Origin of the sequence: Wenyingzhuangia sp. 2_MG-2023, from assembly GCF_030548295.1 — a bacterium.
Classification (GTDB): Bacteria; Bacteroidota; Bacteroidia; order Flavobacteriales; family Flavobacteriaceae; genus Wenyingzhuangia.
In genome coordinates, this window is the sequence record NZ_JAUOSB010000002.1 from 410,419 (window position 1) to 428,085 (window position 17,667).

Genomic DNA, 17,667 nt, shown 5'->3' on the forward strand with positions numbered 1-17,667 from the left:
TATTATATATTTTGATTTACAATGTTTTCAAACAATTCTTGTTTACCACTAATGCTTGTTAATTCACCATTTTCTTTTGCAATAGCATACAAGTCTTCAAAAGTTAATTTCCCTTCTTCAAACTCTTTTCCTTTTCCGTCATCAAAAGAACTGTAACGTTTTTCTCTTAAGGATTTGTAATTAGATTCTTGCAAAATTTTATCAGCAACCATTAAACCTCTAGCAAACGTATCTGCACCACCAATGTGAGCTAAGAAAATATCTTCTAAATCCGTAGAGTTTCTTCTGATTTTTGCATCAAAATTAACTCCTCCTCCTTGCAATCCACCAGCTTGTAAAAATACCAACATAGCTTCTGCCGTTTCTTGAATGTTGTTTGGGAATTGATCTGTGTCCCATCCATTTTGATAATCTCCACGATTGGCATCTATACTACCTAGCATACCTGCTTGTGCAGCCACATCCATTTCATGTTGCATTGTATGGCTTGCCAAAGTAGCGTGATTTACTTCTAAGTTGATTTTAAAATCATCTTGTAAACCATGCTTGTTTAAGAAACCAACTACAGTAGCTGCATCAAAATCATACTGATGTTTGGTGGGTTCCATTGGTTTCGGCTCAATAAAAAAGTTTCCTTTAAACCCTTTTCCACGAGCGTAATCTTTTGCCAATCCTAAGAATTGTCCCATGTGATTCAATTCACGTCCCATATCTGTGTTTAATAAAGACATGTAACCTTCACGCCCTCCCCAGAACACGTAGTTTTCTCCCTTCAACTCCATAGTAGCATCCAAAGCCAATTTTATTTGTGCACCGGCTCTAGCTACAACATCAAAATTAGGGTTGGTTGCTGCTCCATTCATATAACGAGGATTTGAAAAACAATTTGCCGTTCCCCACAACAATTTCACTCCACTTTTAGCTTGCTTTTCTTTTAAATAAGCAACAATTTCTTTCAAACGAGCTTCAGACTCCTCAAAAGTTGCTCCTTCTTGTACCAAATCAAAATCGTGAAAACAGTAGTAATCAAATCCCATTTTAGTGATAAATTCAAAAGCAGCATCTGCTTTGTCTTTTGCCGCTTGTATTGGATCTGCATTTTTATCCCACTCAAAGTTTTGTGTTCCTGGTCCAAAAGGATCAGAACCTTGTCCGCAGAAGGTATGCCAGTAAGCAATAGAAAACTTAAAGTGCTCTCTCATTGTTTTTCCTGCTACTACCTGATCTGGATTGTAATATTTAAATGCTAATGGATTTTTTGAATCCTTTCCTTCAAACTTAATTTCTCCAATTCCTTTGAAGTACTCTTTACTTCCTACTGTTAATTTTGACATCTTTTTTTATTTTATGATAATTTTGATTCTAATGTTTTCAACCAAGTTGCATAGGCTTTTCTATACAAGGTTTCGTTTGCGTTGTCTGCTTTGTAAGTTTTGATGATGTTTTCATTCACAAAAGCCTCCTCTAAATCTTCAATTTCTCCTGCTCCAAAACCTGCTCCAATAGCAGCACCTACAGCACCATTTGTTTCTTTTACTTGAATAGTTGCTCCTGTTAATGTAGCAATGGTAGTGGCAAATATTTCTGATTGAAACATGTTGTCATTTCCTACTTTCATAACTTCTGGAGTCAACCCCAACTCTTTCATACAATTGATTCCATACACAAAAGAAAAAGCAATCCCCTCCAAACAAGCTCTCACCAAATGAGCCAATTTGTGTCTATTAAACTGCAATCCTTGGTAATGTGCTCCAATAATTTTATTTTCCAACATACGTTCTGCTCCGTTTCCAAAAGGTAAAAAGGACAAATCATTTGCACCTACGTCGACGGTTTTTGCCAAAGTTTCCAATTCAAAATAATCCTGATCTGCAGCCAAATTATTTCGCAACCAAGCATAAGCACTTCCTGTTCCATTAATACACAACAACACTCCCAATCGTCTTTCTTTTTCTGTATGATTGACGTGTGCAAACGTATTTACTCTGTTTTTAAAATCGTATTTTAACTGATCTACCACTCCGTACACTACTCCAGATGTTCCTCCAGTAGCAGCTATTTCTCCAGGTTTCAAAACATTCAAAGAAAAAGCATTATTGGGTTGATCTCCTGACCTATAAGAAACTACAGCATTGGCATTAAAACCTAATTTTTCTGCCATCTCTTTACTAATGGTTGCTTGTTTGGCAAAAACAGGCACAATTTCGGGCATCAAAGAAGCATCAAACCCAAAATAATTCATCACCTCATCGCTAATTTGCTCCTTCTTAAAATCCCAAAAAATCCCTTCGGACAATCCTGAGTTGGTAGTAGTATAAGTTCCTGTCAATTTATAAGCTATGTAATCTCCAGGCAACATAATTTTGGCAATGGTTTTATAAACTTCAGGTTCGTTTTCCTGCACCCATTTTAATTTAGATGCTGTAAAGTTCCCTGGTGAGTTTAACAAACTAGACAAACATTTATCTTCTCCTATTTCTTTAAAAGCTTTGTTTCCTACTTCTACTGCTCTACTATCGCACCAAATAATAGCAGGTCTTGCAGGTTCTCCGTTTGCTTTTAACGTAACCAAACCATGCATTTGATATGAAATACCAATAGCCACAACCTCTTCTTTTTTTGTCGAGTTTTTTTCAAAAAGAATTTCCGTTACTTTCTGGATGTATTCCCACCAAAGTTGCGGGTCCTGTTCTGCCCAATTTGCTTCAGGGGCATCAATGGTCATTTCTTTTTCAGGATACTGAGCTTTTGCCAAAACTTGCTTGGTTTTATTGTCTATCAAAGCTGCTTTTATAGACGAACTTCCTAAATCATACCCTATTGATAACATATCTTATTTTTATAATTTCATGAATATTGTTGAATTGAAACCTTTTGAATCCTTTATATTTAACTCTTTTAAAAGAAGTTAATGTCTTAAAAAATCTTAGTTTACAAAACAAACTAAGCAAATATATAGAGTTGAAATTAAATTTCAAATACAAACTATGTTTATTTTTTAAACTATCTTCATTTATTTACATTTACAATTATGAATATGATAGAAAACTCTGTGGATTGTGTCATCTTTGGTTTTAAAGATGAAAGTTTAAAAGTGTTGTTAATTAAAAGAAAAAACGATCCTCAGAAAGGATTGATGGCTTTGCCTGGAGATTTTTTAGATGCTAATGTTAGTATTTATGACAGCGCTAGAAACACATTAAAAAAAATTACCAACCTAGAAGATATTTATCTTGAACAGATCAGGGCTTTTGGAGAAACGGATAGATACCCTGGAAAAAGAGTCATTACCATTAGCTACTTTGCGCTTATCAATATTGAAAAATATTCTCCGCAAGCAGGATATACTGCCGAGAAATTAGAATGGTGTGATATAGATAAATTACCTGAATTGGCTTTTGATCATCATAAAATTATTCAGTCTGCTCATAGAAGACTCAAACAAAGAGTAAGACACGAGCCGGTTGGCTTCAACTTACTTCCTAATGAATTTAGTTTGACAAATTTGCAACATGTTTACGAAACAATTTTACAAGTAGAATTGAATAAACGTAACTTTAGAACAAAAATCAATCAAATGAAATTGTTGATTGATACAGGAAAAAAACAAGAAAATGTAGCGCACAAACCTGCTATCTTATATCGTTTTGACGAAGATGTTTATCAGAAACTAAAAGAAGATGGATTTTATTTCAAACTCTAAAAAGACACCTCACAACACAAACCATTAAATACAAAAGAAATCTCATGAAAATTAAATCTTACTCCAGCATTTACAGAATCATGCACTGGGCAATTGCCCTTTCGATGATTTTGTTACTAATCACCATTTTTTTAAGAGCTACATGGCTTAATAAAAATCATGTTGCAGAAATTATTGAAACCTATTTGAAAGCAAATACCGATGTTACTTTGACACACAACCAAGCTATCAAATTAGCAAAAACCATTAGAAGCCCTATGTGGAATTGGCACATTTATTTAGGTTATGTATTAACGGGATTGTTTGCCGTTAGATTTTCGTTGCCATTGTTTGGTAGAATGAAATTTCAAAACCCTTTTGACAAAGAAAATTCTTTTATCGATACTTCTAAGGCCTGGACATACATCCTTTTTTATATCTGTATTGTTATTTCTCTAGTAACAGGTTTGTTAGTTGTTTTTGGACCAAAATCTATACACCATACTTCTGAAGAAATTCACGTATTGTCTATTTACTATCTACTAGCCTATATTGCTTTACATCTAGGAGGTGTGTTGTGGGCTGAATTTAAAAAAGATAAGGGAATCATATCAAGAATCATTAGCGGAAACAAAGAAAATGAAAAATAAAGCTTTTTTAATTTTTCATTTGTTCTTATTTGTATGTATTGCAAACGCTCAAGTTATTGTAAACCTACCTCATCAAAAGGCAGACAATATCAAATGGATTGGTGAAGAAAAAGCGTTTTTTTCCAAACGTTGGAATTCAGAGGTTGTAACGAATGTATCTAAACCTAGCATTCAAATTTTTTCACCTAACCAAGAAATAAACACGGGAACCTGTGTAATTATTGCTCCCGGAGGTGGTTTGTATGCTTTGAGTATGAATAATGAAGGAACTTTGGTTGCAGATTGGTTGGTAAAAAAAGGAATTACAGCCGTAATTTTAAAATATAGATTGGTACCAACGTATACTGATGATGGAATTAAGGAATATCAAAAACTAAGTAAAGAAAATAGATCTTTGCTTCATGAAAATGTTCAAAAAACCATGCCTTATTCTGTGTCCGATGCTTTAAGTGCTATTTCTTACGTTAGAGAAAATGCTAGCAAACTCAACATAAAACCTAACAAAATAGGATTGATGGGATTTTCTGCAGGTGGTGCTGTTACCGTGGGTGCTTCCTACAATTACACCACTATAAATAGACCCGATTTTTTAGTGCCTGTTTATCCTTGGCTCACTGAATATCCTGTGAGAGAACCTCAAAAAGATGCTCCGCCATTATTTATTGTTTGCGCTTCTAATGATCCTTTAAAGCTGGCTTTGGAAAGTACAAACCTATACAAATCTTGGAAAGCAGCAGACTTAAATGTTGCGCTACATATGTATGCCAAAGGAGGTCACGGTTTTGGATTAAAAACAAAAGAGCTGCCTTCTGATACTTGGATTGATCGTTTTTACGAATGGGCTCTAAATGAAAAATTGATAACCACAAATAATTAAACCATGCTTAAAAAAATTGCCCTTTTAGTATTTGCTACTTCTTTAAGTATAAATGCTCAAAAAACAATAAAACTTCCTTTTGAGAAACCCCAAAATGTTACTTGGACAGGTGGTGAACAAAGCTATGAAACAGAAGGTATTGTTCGTATTGCAAATATTTCTGAACCTAGTATTCAAATTTTCAGTCCTAAAAAAGAAAACAGTACAGGTACAGCCGTTGTTATTGCTCCCGGTGGAGGTTTGCGTATCAATAGTATTCTTACCGAAGGAACTTGGGTAGCCGATTGGCTCGTAAAAAAAGGAATTACAGCCATCGTTTTAAAATACAGATTGGTTCCTACTCAAAAAGGAAGAGACATGGCAGATTTTAATAAGGTAAACAAAAGCAACGATTTTATAAAAAAAGAACAACTATTACAAAATGTATTTCCTTATTCTATTGCTGATGCTTTGAATGCTATTGATTATATAAGAACACATGCAATAGAATTGAATGTGAATCCTAATAAAATTGGAATGATGGGGTTTTCCGCAGGTGGTGCTGTAACTATGGGAGTTGCTTACAATTATATCCCAAAAAATAGACCTGATTTTTTAGCACCTATTTATCCTTGGACTTCAAAATATCCTATACAAAAGCCAAAAAATGATGAACCTCCAATGTTTATTGTTTGTGCTTCAAACGATCCTTTAAAGTTGGCCACAGGTAGTATTGACTTGTACAATTCTTGGAAAGAGAATGAGTTTAGTGCAGAATTACATATGTACGCCAAAGGAAAACACGGTTTTGGAATGAAAAAACAGGGATTGCCTTCTGACACCTGGATAGAACGTTTTTACGAATGGGCTGTTAGTGAAAAACTTGTCGATTTAAAATAACAACAAAAAGAGACTGTTTTTTATGCAGTCTCTTTTCTTTCTTTTTATAAATATTCTCTTTAATGAGGTAGCTTCTCTTTAAAAACACCATACACATAGGTTCCAAATATTGCAAAAGCAATTACTATTAGCAAACTAAAAAAACCTGCTCCTACAAGTGTAAACATAGGACCTGGACACGCTCCTGCCAATGCCCAACCCAGTCCAAAAATCAAACCTCCAAACAAATACCTTTTAAAACTTTTAGCTTTGTCGTCTATTTTAATAGGAAATCCATAAAAACTTTTGATGTTGAACTTTTTAATCAATTGGGTAGTTATCAAGCCTAATACAACAGCTACACCAATAATTCCGTACATATGAAAAGCTTGAAAATTAAACATTTCATAAATTCTAAACCAAGAAGCTGCTTCAGATTTGTACATGGTAATTCCAAACAAAATCCCGATACTTAAATATATTATTTTTTTCATGTTATTAATTTAAAAAATGATAGGAAATAAAAAATGAATCATAAACAAACCTCCTGCAAAAAAACCAATCACAGCTATTAAAGAAGGTAGTTGTAAATTGCTCAATCCTGAAATAGCATGTCCTGAGGTACAACCTCCTGCATAACGAGTACCAAAGCCAACTAAAAACCCACCAATAGCCAACAACAATAAGTTTTTAATGCTAAAATCCCAAAAAATCTCAGTTGGTAAATAAGAGGTTGCAGAACTTGTAATTCCATAATCTTTCAAACTCAAAACAGTCTCACTACTGATATCTACTCCCGAATTTGAAGACAAGAAATAAGCTCCTATAAAACCACCTATTACCGCTCCAATCATCACCAATAAATTCCATTTTTGACTTTTCCAATCAAACTGAAAGAAATCCGTTTTTTTTCCTGCACCACATATAGTACACAACGTTCTTAAATTGGACGACATTCCAAAACTATCTCCCATCATCAACAACAAAAACATTACCAATGCTATTAAAAACCCGGAAACGTACCAAGGCCACGGAGCTAAAATTAAATCCATCATACTTTGTATTTTTTTTAAGCAAAGATATTTTTTAACGACAAAGACGGCAGTAACAATTGTTACATTGATCCTTTTTATTTATGCTATTTTTGAAATATGATTGTATTTGAAGATGTTTTTATGGGTGGAATTTACAATACACTTAACTGGGTATGGAGCTTAATTACGTTCCAATCTGCTTGGTATCACAATTATTTCTGGGGATTGATTCTTATTTCTTTAATTGTCTGGGGATTAGAAATTTTATTCCCTTGGCGTAAACAACAAGGCATTTTTAGAAAAGACTTTTGGCTGGATGGTTTTTACATGTTTTTCAACTTCTTCTTATTCACCATTTTTATTAGTGGAATTTATGCTTTGTTCTCAAACCTCATCAATTTTCTAGGTTTTAACATCACTGACTTTGCTGTTTTAAACATTCAAAAACTAAATCCTGCAACTCAATTACTGGTATTTTTTGTCATCAGTGATTTTTTTCAGTGGTTTACGCATGTGCTTTTACATCGATATGATTTTTTCTGGAAGTTTCATCAAATTCATCACAGCGTAAAAGAAATGGGTTTTGCAGCACATTTGCGCTATCATTGGATGGAAAACATTTTATACAAACCATTAAAGACATTCGCTATTATGCTATTGGGAGGTTTTGAACCCGAACAAGCATACATTGTTCATTTTATTGCTATCTGTATTGGACACTTGAATCATTCCAACTTAAACATTACTTGGGGACCTTTAAAATATGTATTTAACAATCCTGTAATGCATTTGTATCATCATGCATATAACTTGCCTAAAAACAAAAAATATGGTGTCAATTTTGGAATCAGTCTTAGCCTTTGGGATTATATTTTTAGAACATATTACATTCCCAAAGTAGATGAAAATACAAAACTTGGTTTTAAAGGAGATGAAAACATTCCTACTTCATTTTGGAAGCAATTGTGGGTAGGGTTTAGATAACATCAAGAACGATCTGCTTTTCCTTTTTTTACAAAATAGACAATTGTTAGGATAGCAACAAACATTCCAATACCTACAAATTCACTCATCGCAAGATTAGAAAGCAAGCAAAGAATGATAACGCAAGACAAAATTGGAATCAACCAACCACCAGGAATTTTAAATTCTGTTTTATTAGTTGTGCTTTTAGTCTTATCTTTTCTCAATTTTATTACAGACAAAGACACTCCTAAATAGACCAATAAAATAGTTGCGCTTGAAATAATTGCCAATTGCTCAAAACCTCCTAACGAAGCAAATAAAAACCCCATAGTAGCATACACTATGATAGAAATGTGTGGAATGTAGAATTTTGAATGGATTTTTGTGAAAGCTTTTACAGGCAATACTTCATCTTTTGCTGCTCTAAATAAAATTCTTGGCATGCTTAAAATAGAACTACTCAAATAACCTGTCATAGAAATAGCTGCTCCAATAGTCATCAATACAAAACCTGCTGGCCCAAAAACATGTTGTGCAACAATAGCCAATGGGTTTTCTTTGAACGTAGCCAATGAGGTTCCTAATACACCTAAAGAAACTGTTTGTATCAAAATGTACAAAATTAAAATTCCGAGAATACTTATAAATATTGCCTTGGGTATTGTTTTTTGTGGATTGCGTACTTCTCCTCCAATAGACAAACCTGACTCTGCACCTTGAAAAGCAAAAAATAAAATCAACGACATTTTTCCAACTTCGGTAAAACTCGCTGTCGAAGTAATAGATAAATTAGCGATAGAAACATTTCCCCAAGAAAAGAAAACAAGTAATAACAATGGAATTAACTTTGCAATAGTAATCAACTTTACTACGGCCATTCCCTCTTTTACACCTCTTATATTGATGTATCCAAAACCAGAAAAAAACAACACAAACGTAAGAATCTTTACCCATTTTAGTTTGAATTCGGGAACTACAGAACCTAGAACATCCACAACGGCATTTGCCACAGCAGCATCTGCAGAAATGGTAGATAAAATAAAAAGAATCACGGTTATAAAACCAAAATAAGGTCCAAAAGCAGTTCTAATATACGTGTATGCACCACCAGAATCTGTCAATTTACTTCCTACCTCGGCAAAACACAACATGACTAGGGTAACCAAAACACCACAAAACAAATAGGCAAAAATACTTGAAGTTCCTAAACCAGCAGCAACAATAGCTGGTAGTGTAAAAATTCCGGCTCCTACTACAATATTTACAATATTTGCACTCAAACCTAAAACTCCAACTTCTCTTTTTAAATGCTCTTTAGTTTCTATCATTTTTAAATTTGTTATGGATTATAGAACAGTCATTTTTGAAATACTCATTTTTAACAACCAACACTACACCTTCTTTTTTTTCGTGCATAAAGATACAAACTCATCCACCAAGAGGTATGTGTATATGTAAACATCAATATGTTTTTTAACACCTCATTTCTTTTTTAGATTCAATATATTTGCAAGCTAAAATACGTTGAATGTCCTCCGATAAACATTTTCATCTTTTTACAAGTGATGTTTCTAACATTTCTTTGCCACAAAAATTCACCTTCCCATTTTATTACGAGACACATCTTTTGTGTGAAGTAGCTGCTCAAGAAGTACAAAACTACATTACTACCCAAAACGAATGGGAACATCCTTTTAAAGAACCAAATGAGCAAAACGAAAAAGCCATTGGAAAAATGTTTGGAGTCTTAGTTGTAAAAAACTCAAAAGGACAACTTGGTTATTTGTCTGCTTTTTCTGGAAAACTAGCAGGAACAAATCAACATAGTTTTTTTGTTCCCCCGGTGTATGACATGTTGCAAAAAGATAGTCATTTTTTAACAGAAGAGAAAATACTGAATCAAATCAACAAGGATTTAGACACCTTAGAAAACAATCTGGTTTATCTAAACACTTTAGAGAGATTAAACAAATTCAAAAAACAATCTCAACAAGAAATTGAAACTCTTAGACTGCAAATCATTGATGATAGAAAAATTAGAAAGCAACAACGAATAAAAGCCAAAACAACATTAAATGAAACTGATTATTTGACATTGATAGATAATTTGGCCAAACAAAGTGTAACCTCTAAACTAGCACTTAAAAAGTTGACTCAAACATGGGAGCAACAACTAATTCAAATTCAAAAAGAATTGCATGTATTTGAATCTCAAATAGAAATACTAAAACAGCAACGTAAAGAGAAATCCAACACACTGCAACATTATTTGTTCCAACAATATCAGTTTTTAAATCAATACGGAACCAAGCGTGATTTGCTTCATATTTTTAAACACACTCCTTTTGACATTCCTCCCGCAGGAGCAGGAGAATGTGCAGCTCCAAAATTATTACAATATGCTTTTGAGCACAGTTTAACTCCTATTTGCATGGCTGAATTTTGGTGGGGGGACAGTCCTAAGTCTGAAATTAGAAAACACGGACAATACTACCCTGCTTGCCAAGGAAAGTGCAAGCCTATTTTAGGACATATGCTAGAAGGAATAGAAATGGACAAAAACCCTTTGCTAGAAAACCCTGCTATAGGAAAAGAATTAGAATATGTATACAATGATGAATACTTGGCTGTGGTAAACAAACCTGCCGAATTTTTATCCGTACCAGGAAAAACCATTTCTGATTCTGTTTATTTACGTGTCAAACTAAAATTCCCAAATGCTACAGGACCTTTAATTGTACATCGTTTAGACATGTCTACTTCTGGCTTGATGCTGATTGCCAAAACCAAAGATATTCATGAATATTTACAAAGCCAATTTATCAAAAGACAAATAAGCAAACGTTATGTAGCGTTGTTAGATGGTATTCCACAAAAAGACGAAGGTTTTATTGATTTGCCTCTACGATTGGATATTGATGACAGACCTAGACAATTGGTTTGTTTTGAACATGGAAAATCTGCAAGAACAAAATGGGAAAATATTGAACAAAAGAATGGGAAAACCAAAGTTTATTTTTTTCCTGTTACAGGTAGAACTCATCAATTAAGAGTACACGCATCTCATCAACTAGGCTTAAACACTCCCATTGTAGGTGATGATTTGTATGGTATAAAAGAAAATAGACTCCACTTACATGCAGAGTCTATCACCTTTCGCCATCCTATCTCGAAAAAGGATGTAACGATAAAGGCTGAAGCAGAATTTTAACACTCATTCTTCAGCCGATTAAGATATAGGGGCAAACTATATATCTTATTCTTTTATTTCGAAGCTTGTTTCAATCACTGTTTTAGAACTTCCTCCTAAAAACACTTTAAACATTCCTGGCTCAACAACAAAACTTCCTTCATTGTTGTAAAACCCTAATTCTTTAGCAGTTAATCTAAATTGAATTGTTTTTTCTTCCCCTGTTTCTAATTCTATCATTTCAAAACCTTTCAATTCTCTTACCGGTCTAGTTACACTTGCTACCATATCTCTCAAATAAAGCTGTACGACTTCTTTTCCATGAACATCTCCAACATTTTTCACATCTATTTTTACTGATACTTCGTTTCCTTGTAACTCAACTTTTAAATTTTCATAAGTAAACCGTGTATAACTTAACCCATGTCCAAAAGGATACAAAGCTTCGTTTTTTTCATCTTGATAATGAGACCAAAACACCACATCTTTTCCTGGTAAAGTTGGTCTTCCTGTATTTTTATAATTGTAATACAAAGGCAATTGCCCTACATGTCTAGGAAAGCTCATTGGTAACTTTCCACTTGGATTGTAATCTCCGTACAGCACTTTTGCAATGGCATGACCACTCTGCGTACCTAACTGCCAACATTCTAAAATAGATGGAATATGAGCATCTGCCCAACCTAAAGTCAAAGGTCTTCCATTATTTAAGACCAAAACAATATTCTTGTTTACTTTATAAACCTCTTCTAACAACTCTTGTTGTACTCCAGGCAAACCTATTTCTGTTCTACTTCTACCTTCACCACTTTGAAAACCATGCTCTCCTAAAACCATCACCACTACATCTGCATTTTTTGCTGCTTTTTTGGCAGCATCAAATTCGCTTTTATCCGTTTCGTTAATTTTAACTTCTGTAATAAAATCTGGAGTCCCTAAAGAAACATCAGCTCCTTTAGCATACACAACATTGTTTCCTTCATATTCTGACAAACCTTCTAGAACAGAGACTGCTGTACTATCTTTTGCTGCAATTCTCCAACTTCCCAACGGGCTTGTTTTGTCATTAGCCAAAGCTCCAATTACTGCAATTTTTTGTCCTTGTTTTTTTAACGGCAATATATTTTTTTCATTTTTAAGCAATACAATAGATTTTACTGCCATATCTAAAGCAGCGTCTAAAACAGGTTTACTTCCTAAAACTTCTTGTTCTCTTTTGTTATCGCAGTATTTGTAAGGATCTTCAAACAATCCTAATTCAAATTTCACTTTTAAAATTCTTCTAGCTGCATCATCAATTAGTTTCGCATCTACCTTTCCTTCACTCACCAAAGTAGCCAAATGATCTACATACGCATACGATTCCATATCCATATCTGAACCAGCATTTACAGCAATATTAGCAGCATCTTTGTTATCTTTTGCATGACCGTGTGAAATCATTTCTGAGATAGATCCCCAATCTGAAACTACAAACCCATCAAATCCCCATTTTTCTTTTAAAACAGTTCTTTGTAAAAATTTATTCCCTGTTGCAGGTACACCATTCAATTCATTAAATGAATTCATAAAAGTTCTAACACCAGCTTCAATAGAGGCTTGAAAAGGTGGAAAAATAACGTTGTTCAATGTAGAAGTTCCTACATCTACTGTGTTGTAATCTCTTCCAGATTCTGCAAAACCATAACCAGCAAAATGTTTGGCACAAGCTACAATAGTGTTGTGTTTAGACAAATCGTCTCCCTGAAAACCTTTTACTCTAGCAATGGCAATTTTGCTTCCTAGATAAGTATCTTCACCAGCACCTTCCATCACACGTCCCCAACGAGCATCTCTAGAAATGTCTACCATTGGAGCAAATGTCCAATTAATCCCTACAGAAGATGCTTCTAAAGCAGCCATTTCTGCTGATTTTTTAATAGCTTCTAAATCCCAACTAGCCGCTTCTGCCAACGGAATAGGACTCATCGTTTCATACCCATGAATTACATCAAAACCAATAATCAACGGAATTCCCAATCTAGTTTCTTCTACTGCTATTTTTTGTATGGCTCTTACCTCATCAACTCCTCTAACATTTAACATAGACCCAACATACCCTTTTCTTAGATCTTTGTATTTTTTTGCAGCATCTCCTTGAATAGGGCTTGGACCTGTTACATTCCAAAAACCATTGTATTGATTCATTTGTCCGATTTTCTCTTCCAAAGTCATTTTAGACAATAAATTTTCTACTCGTTTATCTACTGACAACTCATTGTTTTCATAAGTACTTTCATTTTTTTGACCACACGAAAGCAACATTACCCCAAGTGTCAAAAAACTTACTATTTTGTTTAATTTCTTCATGTTTTTATTTCTTTACTTATCACTTTGTCTTCTGAACTTTAAAAAATCCCTATTGGTAAACCCTTACATAGTCAACTTCCATAGTCGATTCTGTAAAATCAGGATCAATGTCTCCTCCTAAAGTTCCTCCCATAGCTAAATTTAAAATCAGGAATTGATCTTGGTAAAATGGCCAATTAGAGCTAGTACTATCAGTAGGTTTTTGATAAGTACCTTTTACCACTCCATCTACAGTAAATTCTATTTTTTCAGCAGTCCAATTGATTCCATAGACATGGAAAGCAGTTGCAACATCATCCACTTTGTCATAATGCTTTACAAATGAAGGGTTTCCTCCTGAACCTGAAGTAGTATGTATAGCACTCGAAGTAATTCCTAAATCGTTACCTGTGTGTTCCATAATATCAATTTCACCACAAGCTGGCCACCCTATAGTTGATATATTTTCTCCTAACATCCAGATTGCAGGCCAAGTTCCACCACCATCTGGTAATTTTGCTCTTACCTCTACTTTTCCATAGGTAAAACCATATTTTTCTTGTGTAATCAATCGTGCAGAAGTATACTCCGCTCCGTTATACAATTGTTTTTTAGCTGTTATTTTAAGCACTCCATCTTCAATCTTAACATTGTCAGCCTCTCTAGTATAATATTGAGATTCATTATTTCCCCATCCGCTAGCTCCAATATCATAACTCCAGTTTTCTAAACAAGGGGATCCGTCAACATCAAACTCATCTGCCCACACCAAAGTAGTAAAGTCTCCTGTAGGAATTGCTGATTCTATCAATGCATTACAGGATTCTTCTGGCGGATCAACACTTTCTACACCACCATCATTTCCACAAGAAAAAAAGGAAACTAGTAATAAACCAGCTGTAATAATTTGTTTGTATTCCATTTTGTATTTTTTTTGAGTTAAAATCTACCCGCACCGTAAAACAACACGGATAGATTTTTAAATAAACTTATTATTCGTTTGCACCGTAAGTAAAGTCATCTAAATAAGCAGTTACCCACTCATAATTATTTTCTCCATTAAACTGAACAACAACTCTACTAAACTTAGTTTCTGCACTGTACGCAGAGAAATCAAATGTCAATTCTTGCCAAGTATCGTATTCATAAGTATGTTCTACTACAACTTGACCTTCCCAAGGAGAAGCACTTGAACCGTCTTGTAACTTCAAAACTATATTGTTTGACTCTACATGAGCTGTTCCAGGGCTTGGTACATATACTTTTACTTTGAATACATTTTTAGTTGACAAATCAAACTTATCTGTTTTGTCTGCATTTAAATCAAAACGGATGTTCGCATATTGTCCACCCTCATCAACATATTGTAATACATTATCTGAAGTATTGATACCTGTTTTTGATGGATTGGCTACACCTGTGTTAGCTCCTGCAGCATCTCCCTCCCAAGTAATATTTCCAGTTCCTTCAAAATCATCATTAGGATCTTCACCTATACCTGTATCAGGACACCCATTTTCATTGTCACCACCATGTAAGTTTGGACATTCATCATCTACATCTAACACACCATCACCATCGGAATCAACATCTGGTAAAGAAGCTCCTTCAGAACCTTCTTTTGCCAACTTAAATTGCCAAACTCCACTACCGATTGAAATTTGTACAGTCATGATGTTTTTATCATCTGAAAAACTCACACTCGTATATGTAAGACTTGTTGCTGCTTGATCTAATGATGAAATTTCTGCACCATTGATGGCTTTAATCAATCCTAAAAAAGCTCCTTTTCCTGTTAGTGTGATTGTTTCTTCTTCTTCGTTATGGAACCAAGTTGCCGAAGCTGTTCCGTCAAACGGTGCTAATGGACTTGCACATCCTTCCGTATCTACTCCTGTCCATGTTTCCATCCAAGTTTCACTACCTAACTCATTTACAAAAGTTCCATCACTTTTGAATTCAAACACGTCATCAAAGAAACAAGAACGAGTTTTAACATCAGGCAAACCATTTGACCACCATGAGAAATCTGTAACACTAGGCCCTATAGCCATGGCACCTGCATCGTGTAACATTACCCACCTACCAACTACATCTGTTTGTGGTATTTGATATGTAATTAATTGTTCTTTTGCCACAGACACACTTTCCTTTCCTTCTGCTTGTGCTGTTACTTTTATTGTATAAGTAGCTGTCTCATCTTCATAATTGTATGTTAGTGGTACTCCTACTGTTTGCTGTACATCATCCGTAGCATCTGAACCAAAATCTATTTCAAACATGGTTGCTCCTGATGAGGTTGGTGTTACCGTAGCTACGGTTCCATCACCACTTATGCTTACTGTAAAATCTACATCAGTCAACACTCCACCATTCATTTCACCATCATCACTAGTACAAGCAACAAATAGCCCTAAAACTGCTAGGATCCCTATTCCTCTTTTTAATAACTTCATATCTTTAAGTTTTATCGTTTATCTATAAATTAGTAATTAGGATTTTGTCCCCATCTTTCTACCGCATTGGCTAAATTCAACTCAACCAAAGGAATTGGAAAAACTTCATTTTTTCCTTCTGTATAATTGATTGTTCCAAAATCAGCAGACTTACTACTATTGTAATTTGCGAATGCTTCTGAGGCTTTATTCGTTCTTACCAGATCAAAAAACCTGTGTCCTTCTCCCGCAAACTCTAACCTTCTTTCTGCATAAATAGCTCCTAACATATCTGTTTCTCCTCCATAAGGATAATCGTGTGAATTGTCTCCAAAAGCTCTTGCTCTGATTTGATTCAAGTAACTAACCGCATTGGTTAATGAACCTCCGCTTTGTACTTCTGCTTCCGCAGCCATTAACAAAACATCTGCATAACGAATTGCACGATAATTATTACTGTAGTTTAATGGATCTGAACCTGCTCTTTCATTTTCATCCTCTTGAGTTGGTAAATATTTTTTATTAAAAAACCCGGTATCTTCTCTACTTTTCTCATACGAATCATTGGTTCTCAAATCCCATAAAGTTTCATCTCTTCTGATGTCATTATCATCATAAGCATCGTATAAATTTTGAGTAGGTAAATTAAGTCCCCAACCAGCAATGTAAGGTGCAATTGCTAGGTTACGTGGAGCATTTGTTTTCGGAAAATAATACCCTTCGCTACATTGCATACAATCCCAACCAGCTCCCTCTACATTGGTATATTGAACTTCAAAAACAGCTTCATCACCATTTTCACCACTATCTGTAAACAAAACGGTAAAATCAACTAAAGAATATACATTTGAAATGATAACTTCTTCTAAAACATCAGCAGCATCTGCAAATTTAGTGTTGTCAAATTTTCCGTGATACAAATACACTTTTCCTAACAATGCCTGCGCAGCTCCTTTGGTAATCTCGTATTTTTGACCTTGTACTACAGGCAAATCAGAAATTGCTTCTTTTAAATCCTCTTCAAGCAAACTGTAAACCTGAGCAATGCTTCCTACTCGATTAATTTCATACTCATCACCTACACTTACCTGTCTATCAGCAATTCTTAAAACACCATCTCTTGTTTCTGTTAACAAAGGAATATCTCCAAAAAACTTAGCTAATTCAAAACCAAAATAAGCTCTTAAAAAATAAGCTTGAGCAATAATTTCGTCTCTTCCTTCAAACTCAGTTTTGCCTTGATATTCTAATACGTAATTAGCCCTATTCATGGCTGCATACATAAAATTCCACACATCTCTCAACTGATTGTTATCTGCTTGTGTTTGATCCATTTTATCAACTCTTTGTAGTGTTGGCTGATCAAAATTGGCTGCATCACCACCTGCAATAATATCATCTGAAGCCACTACAGAAGTCATTACATTTATATAAGTACTTTGTAACATGTCATAAGCACCAATCAAAGCAGACTCGTATTCTTCTTGACTGTTAAAGTAATTGTCTGAAGTTGGTCCTACTGGATCTAATTCTACATAATCATCACAAGATTGCAATGTGGAAACTAAGGCCGTCATAGCTATCATAAAAAATAACAAGCCTGATTTTTTAACTATTTTTATATTTTTCATTTGTTTCTTTTTTTAG

At 34.4% G+C, this 17,667-nt stretch carries 15 protein-coding genes; 6 read left to right on the plus strand and 9 right to left on the minus strand.

Annotated features, from left to right (window positions below; translation table 11 throughout):
- Positions 1–2: 2 nt before the first annotated feature.
- Entirely contained in the window at positions 3–1,334 is a 1,332-nt protein-coding gene (gene xylA, locus Q4548_RS05300) for a xylose isomerase (RefSeq protein WP_303452283.1), read from the minus strand.
- A gap of 11 nt (positions 1,335–1,345) precedes the next feature.
- Entirely contained in the window at positions 1,346–2,830 is a 1,485-nt protein-coding gene (locus Q4548_RS05305; RefSeq protein WP_303452300.1) for a xylulokinase, read from the minus strand.
- Positions 2,831–3,031: 201 nt separating this feature from the next.
- On the opposite strand from Q4548_RS05305, the gene Q4548_RS05310 reads away from it, so the two are divergent.
- Genes Q4548_RS05310 through Q4548_RS05325 form a run of 4 tightly spaced genes read left to right on the plus strand, consistent with a single transcriptional unit; the run spans position 3,032 to position 6,088 of the window.
- Positions 3,032–3,703, plus strand: coding sequence for an NrtR DNA-binding winged helix domain-containing protein (locus Q4548_RS05310; RefSeq protein ID WP_303452302.1), 672 nt, complete (start codon positions 3,032–3,034; stop codon positions 3,701–3,703).
- Positions 3,704–3,747: 44 nt separating this feature from the next.
- A complete protein-coding gene (locus tag Q4548_RS05315; protein ID WP_303452304.1) occupies positions 3,748–4,332 on the plus strand; it encodes a cytochrome b/b6 domain-containing protein in 585 nt (194 codons plus the stop codon).
- The gene (locus Q4548_RS05320; protein ID WP_303452306.1) at positions 4,322–5,209 is read left to right on the plus strand and encodes an alpha/beta hydrolase; all 888 of its coding nucleotides are present in this window, start codon (positions 4,322–4,324) and stop codon (positions 5,207–5,209) included. The genes Q4548_RS05315 and Q4548_RS05320 overlap by 11 nt, the downstream gene beginning before the upstream one ends.
- Before the next feature lie 3 nt (positions 5,210–5,212).
- Entirely contained in the window at positions 5,213–6,088 is an 876-nt protein-coding gene (locus Q4548_RS05325) for an alpha/beta hydrolase (protein ID WP_303452308.1), read from the plus strand.
- Between the two features lie 59 nt (positions 6,089–6,147).
- Here Q4548_RS05325 and Q4548_RS05330 read toward each other — a convergent pair whose 3' ends face one another.
- Positions 6,148–6,561, minus strand: coding sequence for a DUF6691 family protein (locus tag Q4548_RS05330; protein WP_303452310.1), 414 nt, complete (start codon positions 6,559–6,561; stop codon positions 6,148–6,150).
- Positions 6,562–6,570: 9 nt separating this feature from the next.
- Positions 6,571–7,119, minus strand: coding sequence for a YeeE/YedE family protein (locus Q4548_RS05335; protein ID WP_303452394.1), 549 nt, complete (start codon positions 7,117–7,119; stop codon positions 6,571–6,573).
- Positions 7,120–7,218: 99 nt separating this feature from the next.
- On the opposite strand from Q4548_RS05335, the gene Q4548_RS05340 reads away from it, so the two are divergent.
- Positions 7,219–8,085 (plus strand): sterol desaturase family protein, encoded by an 867-nt coding sequence (locus tag Q4548_RS05340; protein ID WP_303452312.1) that lies wholly within the window; start codon positions 7,219–7,221, stop codon positions 8,083–8,085.
- Positions 8,086–8,087: 2 nt separating this feature from the next.
- On the opposite strand, the gene Q4548_RS05345 is transcribed toward Q4548_RS05340, so the two are convergent.
- Positions 8,088–9,395, minus strand: coding sequence for an APC family permease (locus Q4548_RS05345; protein WP_303452314.1), 1,308 nt, complete (start codon positions 9,393–9,395; stop codon positions 8,088–8,090).
- A 200-nt stretch (positions 9,396–9,595) separates the two neighbouring features.
- Here Q4548_RS05345 and Q4548_RS05350 point away from each other — a divergent pair, with 200 nt between their 5' ends.
- A complete protein-coding gene (locus Q4548_RS05350; protein WP_303452316.1) occupies positions 9,596–11,278 on the plus strand; it encodes an RluA family pseudouridine synthase in 1,683 nt (560 codons plus the stop codon).
- A 45-nt stretch (positions 11,279–11,323) separates the two neighbouring features.
- Here the strand turns inward: Q4548_RS05350 and bglX are convergent, their stop codons facing one another.
- The 4 genes from bglX to Q4548_RS05370 all read right to left on the minus strand — a co-directional run bounded on the left by bglX (position 11,324) and on the right by Q4548_RS05370 (position 17,651).
- Entirely contained in the window at positions 11,324–13,606 is a 2,283-nt protein-coding gene (gene bglX, locus Q4548_RS05355) for a beta-glucosidase BglX (protein WP_408068626.1), read from the minus strand.
- A gap of 49 nt (positions 13,607–13,655) precedes the next feature.
- Complete coding sequence (locus Q4548_RS05360) at positions 13,656–14,507, minus strand: glycoside hydrolase family 16 protein (protein ID WP_303452318.1); 852 nt, start codon at positions 14,505–14,507, stop codon at positions 13,656–13,658.
- A gap of 70 nt (positions 14,508–14,577) precedes the next feature.
- Positions 14,578–16,041 (minus strand): hypothetical protein, encoded by a 1,464-nt coding sequence (locus Q4548_RS05365; RefSeq protein ID WP_303452319.1) that lies wholly within the window; start codon positions 16,039–16,041, stop codon positions 14,578–14,580.
- A 29-nt stretch (positions 16,042–16,070) separates the two neighbouring features.
- The gene (locus Q4548_RS05370) at positions 16,071–17,651 is read right to left on the minus strand and encodes a RagB/SusD family nutrient uptake outer membrane protein (protein WP_303452320.1); all 1,581 of its coding nucleotides are present in this window, start codon (positions 17,649–17,651) and stop codon (positions 16,071–16,073) included.
- Positions 17,652–17,667 lie beyond the last annotated feature (16 nt).

Bases quoted from the DNA above. Each gene is read 5' to 3' on its own strand.
- Q4548_RS05370 (WP_303452320.1), bottom strand. From the start codon at position 17,651: ATGAAAAATATAAAAATAGTTAAAAAATCAGGCTTGTTATTTTTTATG.
- Q4548_RS05310 (WP_303452302.1), top strand. From the start codon at position 3,032: ATGAATATGATAGAAAACTCTGTGGATTGTGTCATCTTTGGTTTTAAA.
- Q4548_RS05335 (WP_303452394.1), bottom strand. From the start codon at position 7,119: ATGGATTTAATTTTAGCTCCGTGGCCTTGGTACGTTTCCGGGTTTTTA.
- Q4548_RS05365 (WP_303452319.1), bottom strand. From the start codon at position 16,041: ATGAAGTTATTAAAAAGAGGAATAGGGATCCTAGCAGTTTTAGGGCTA.
- Q4548_RS05330 (WP_303452310.1), bottom strand. From the start codon at position 6,561: ATGAAAAAAATAATATATTTAAGTATCGGGATTTTGTTTGGAATTACC.
- Q4548_RS05340 (WP_303452312.1), top strand. From the start codon at position 7,219: ATGATTGTATTTGAAGATGTTTTTATGGGTGGAATTTACAATACACTT.
- Q4548_RS05315 (WP_303452304.1), top strand. From the start codon at position 3,748: ATGAAAATTAAATCTTACTCCAGCATTTACAGAATCATGCACTGGGCA.
- Q4548_RS05350 (WP_303452316.1), top strand. From the start codon at position 9,596: ATGTCCTCCGATAAACATTTTCATCTTTTTACAAGTGATGTTTCTAAC.
- bglX (WP_408068626.1), bottom strand. From the start codon at position 13,606: ATGAAGAAATTAAACAAAATAGTAAGTTTTTTGACACTTGGGGTAATG.
- Q4548_RS05345 (WP_303452314.1), bottom strand. From the start codon at position 9,395: ATGATAGAAACTAAAGAGCATTTAAAAAGAGAAGTTGGAGTTTTAGGT.
- Q4548_RS05360 (WP_303452318.1), bottom strand. From the start codon at position 14,507: ATGGAATACAAACAAATTATTACAGCTGGTTTATTACTAGTTTCCTTT.
- Q4548_RS05320 (WP_303452306.1), top strand. From the start codon at position 4,322: ATGAAAAATAAAGCTTTTTTAATTTTTCATTTGTTCTTATTTGTATGT.
- Q4548_RS05325 (WP_303452308.1), top strand. From the start codon at position 5,213: ATGCTTAAAAAAATTGCCCTTTTAGTATTTGCTACTTCTTTAAGTATA.
- xylA (WP_303452283.1), bottom strand. From the start codon at position 1,334: ATGTCAAAATTAACAGTAGGAAGTAAAGAGTACTTCAAAGGAATTGGA.
- Q4548_RS05305 (WP_303452300.1), bottom strand. From the start codon at position 2,830: ATGTTATCAATAGGGTATGATTTAGGAAGTTCGTCTATAAAAGCAGCT.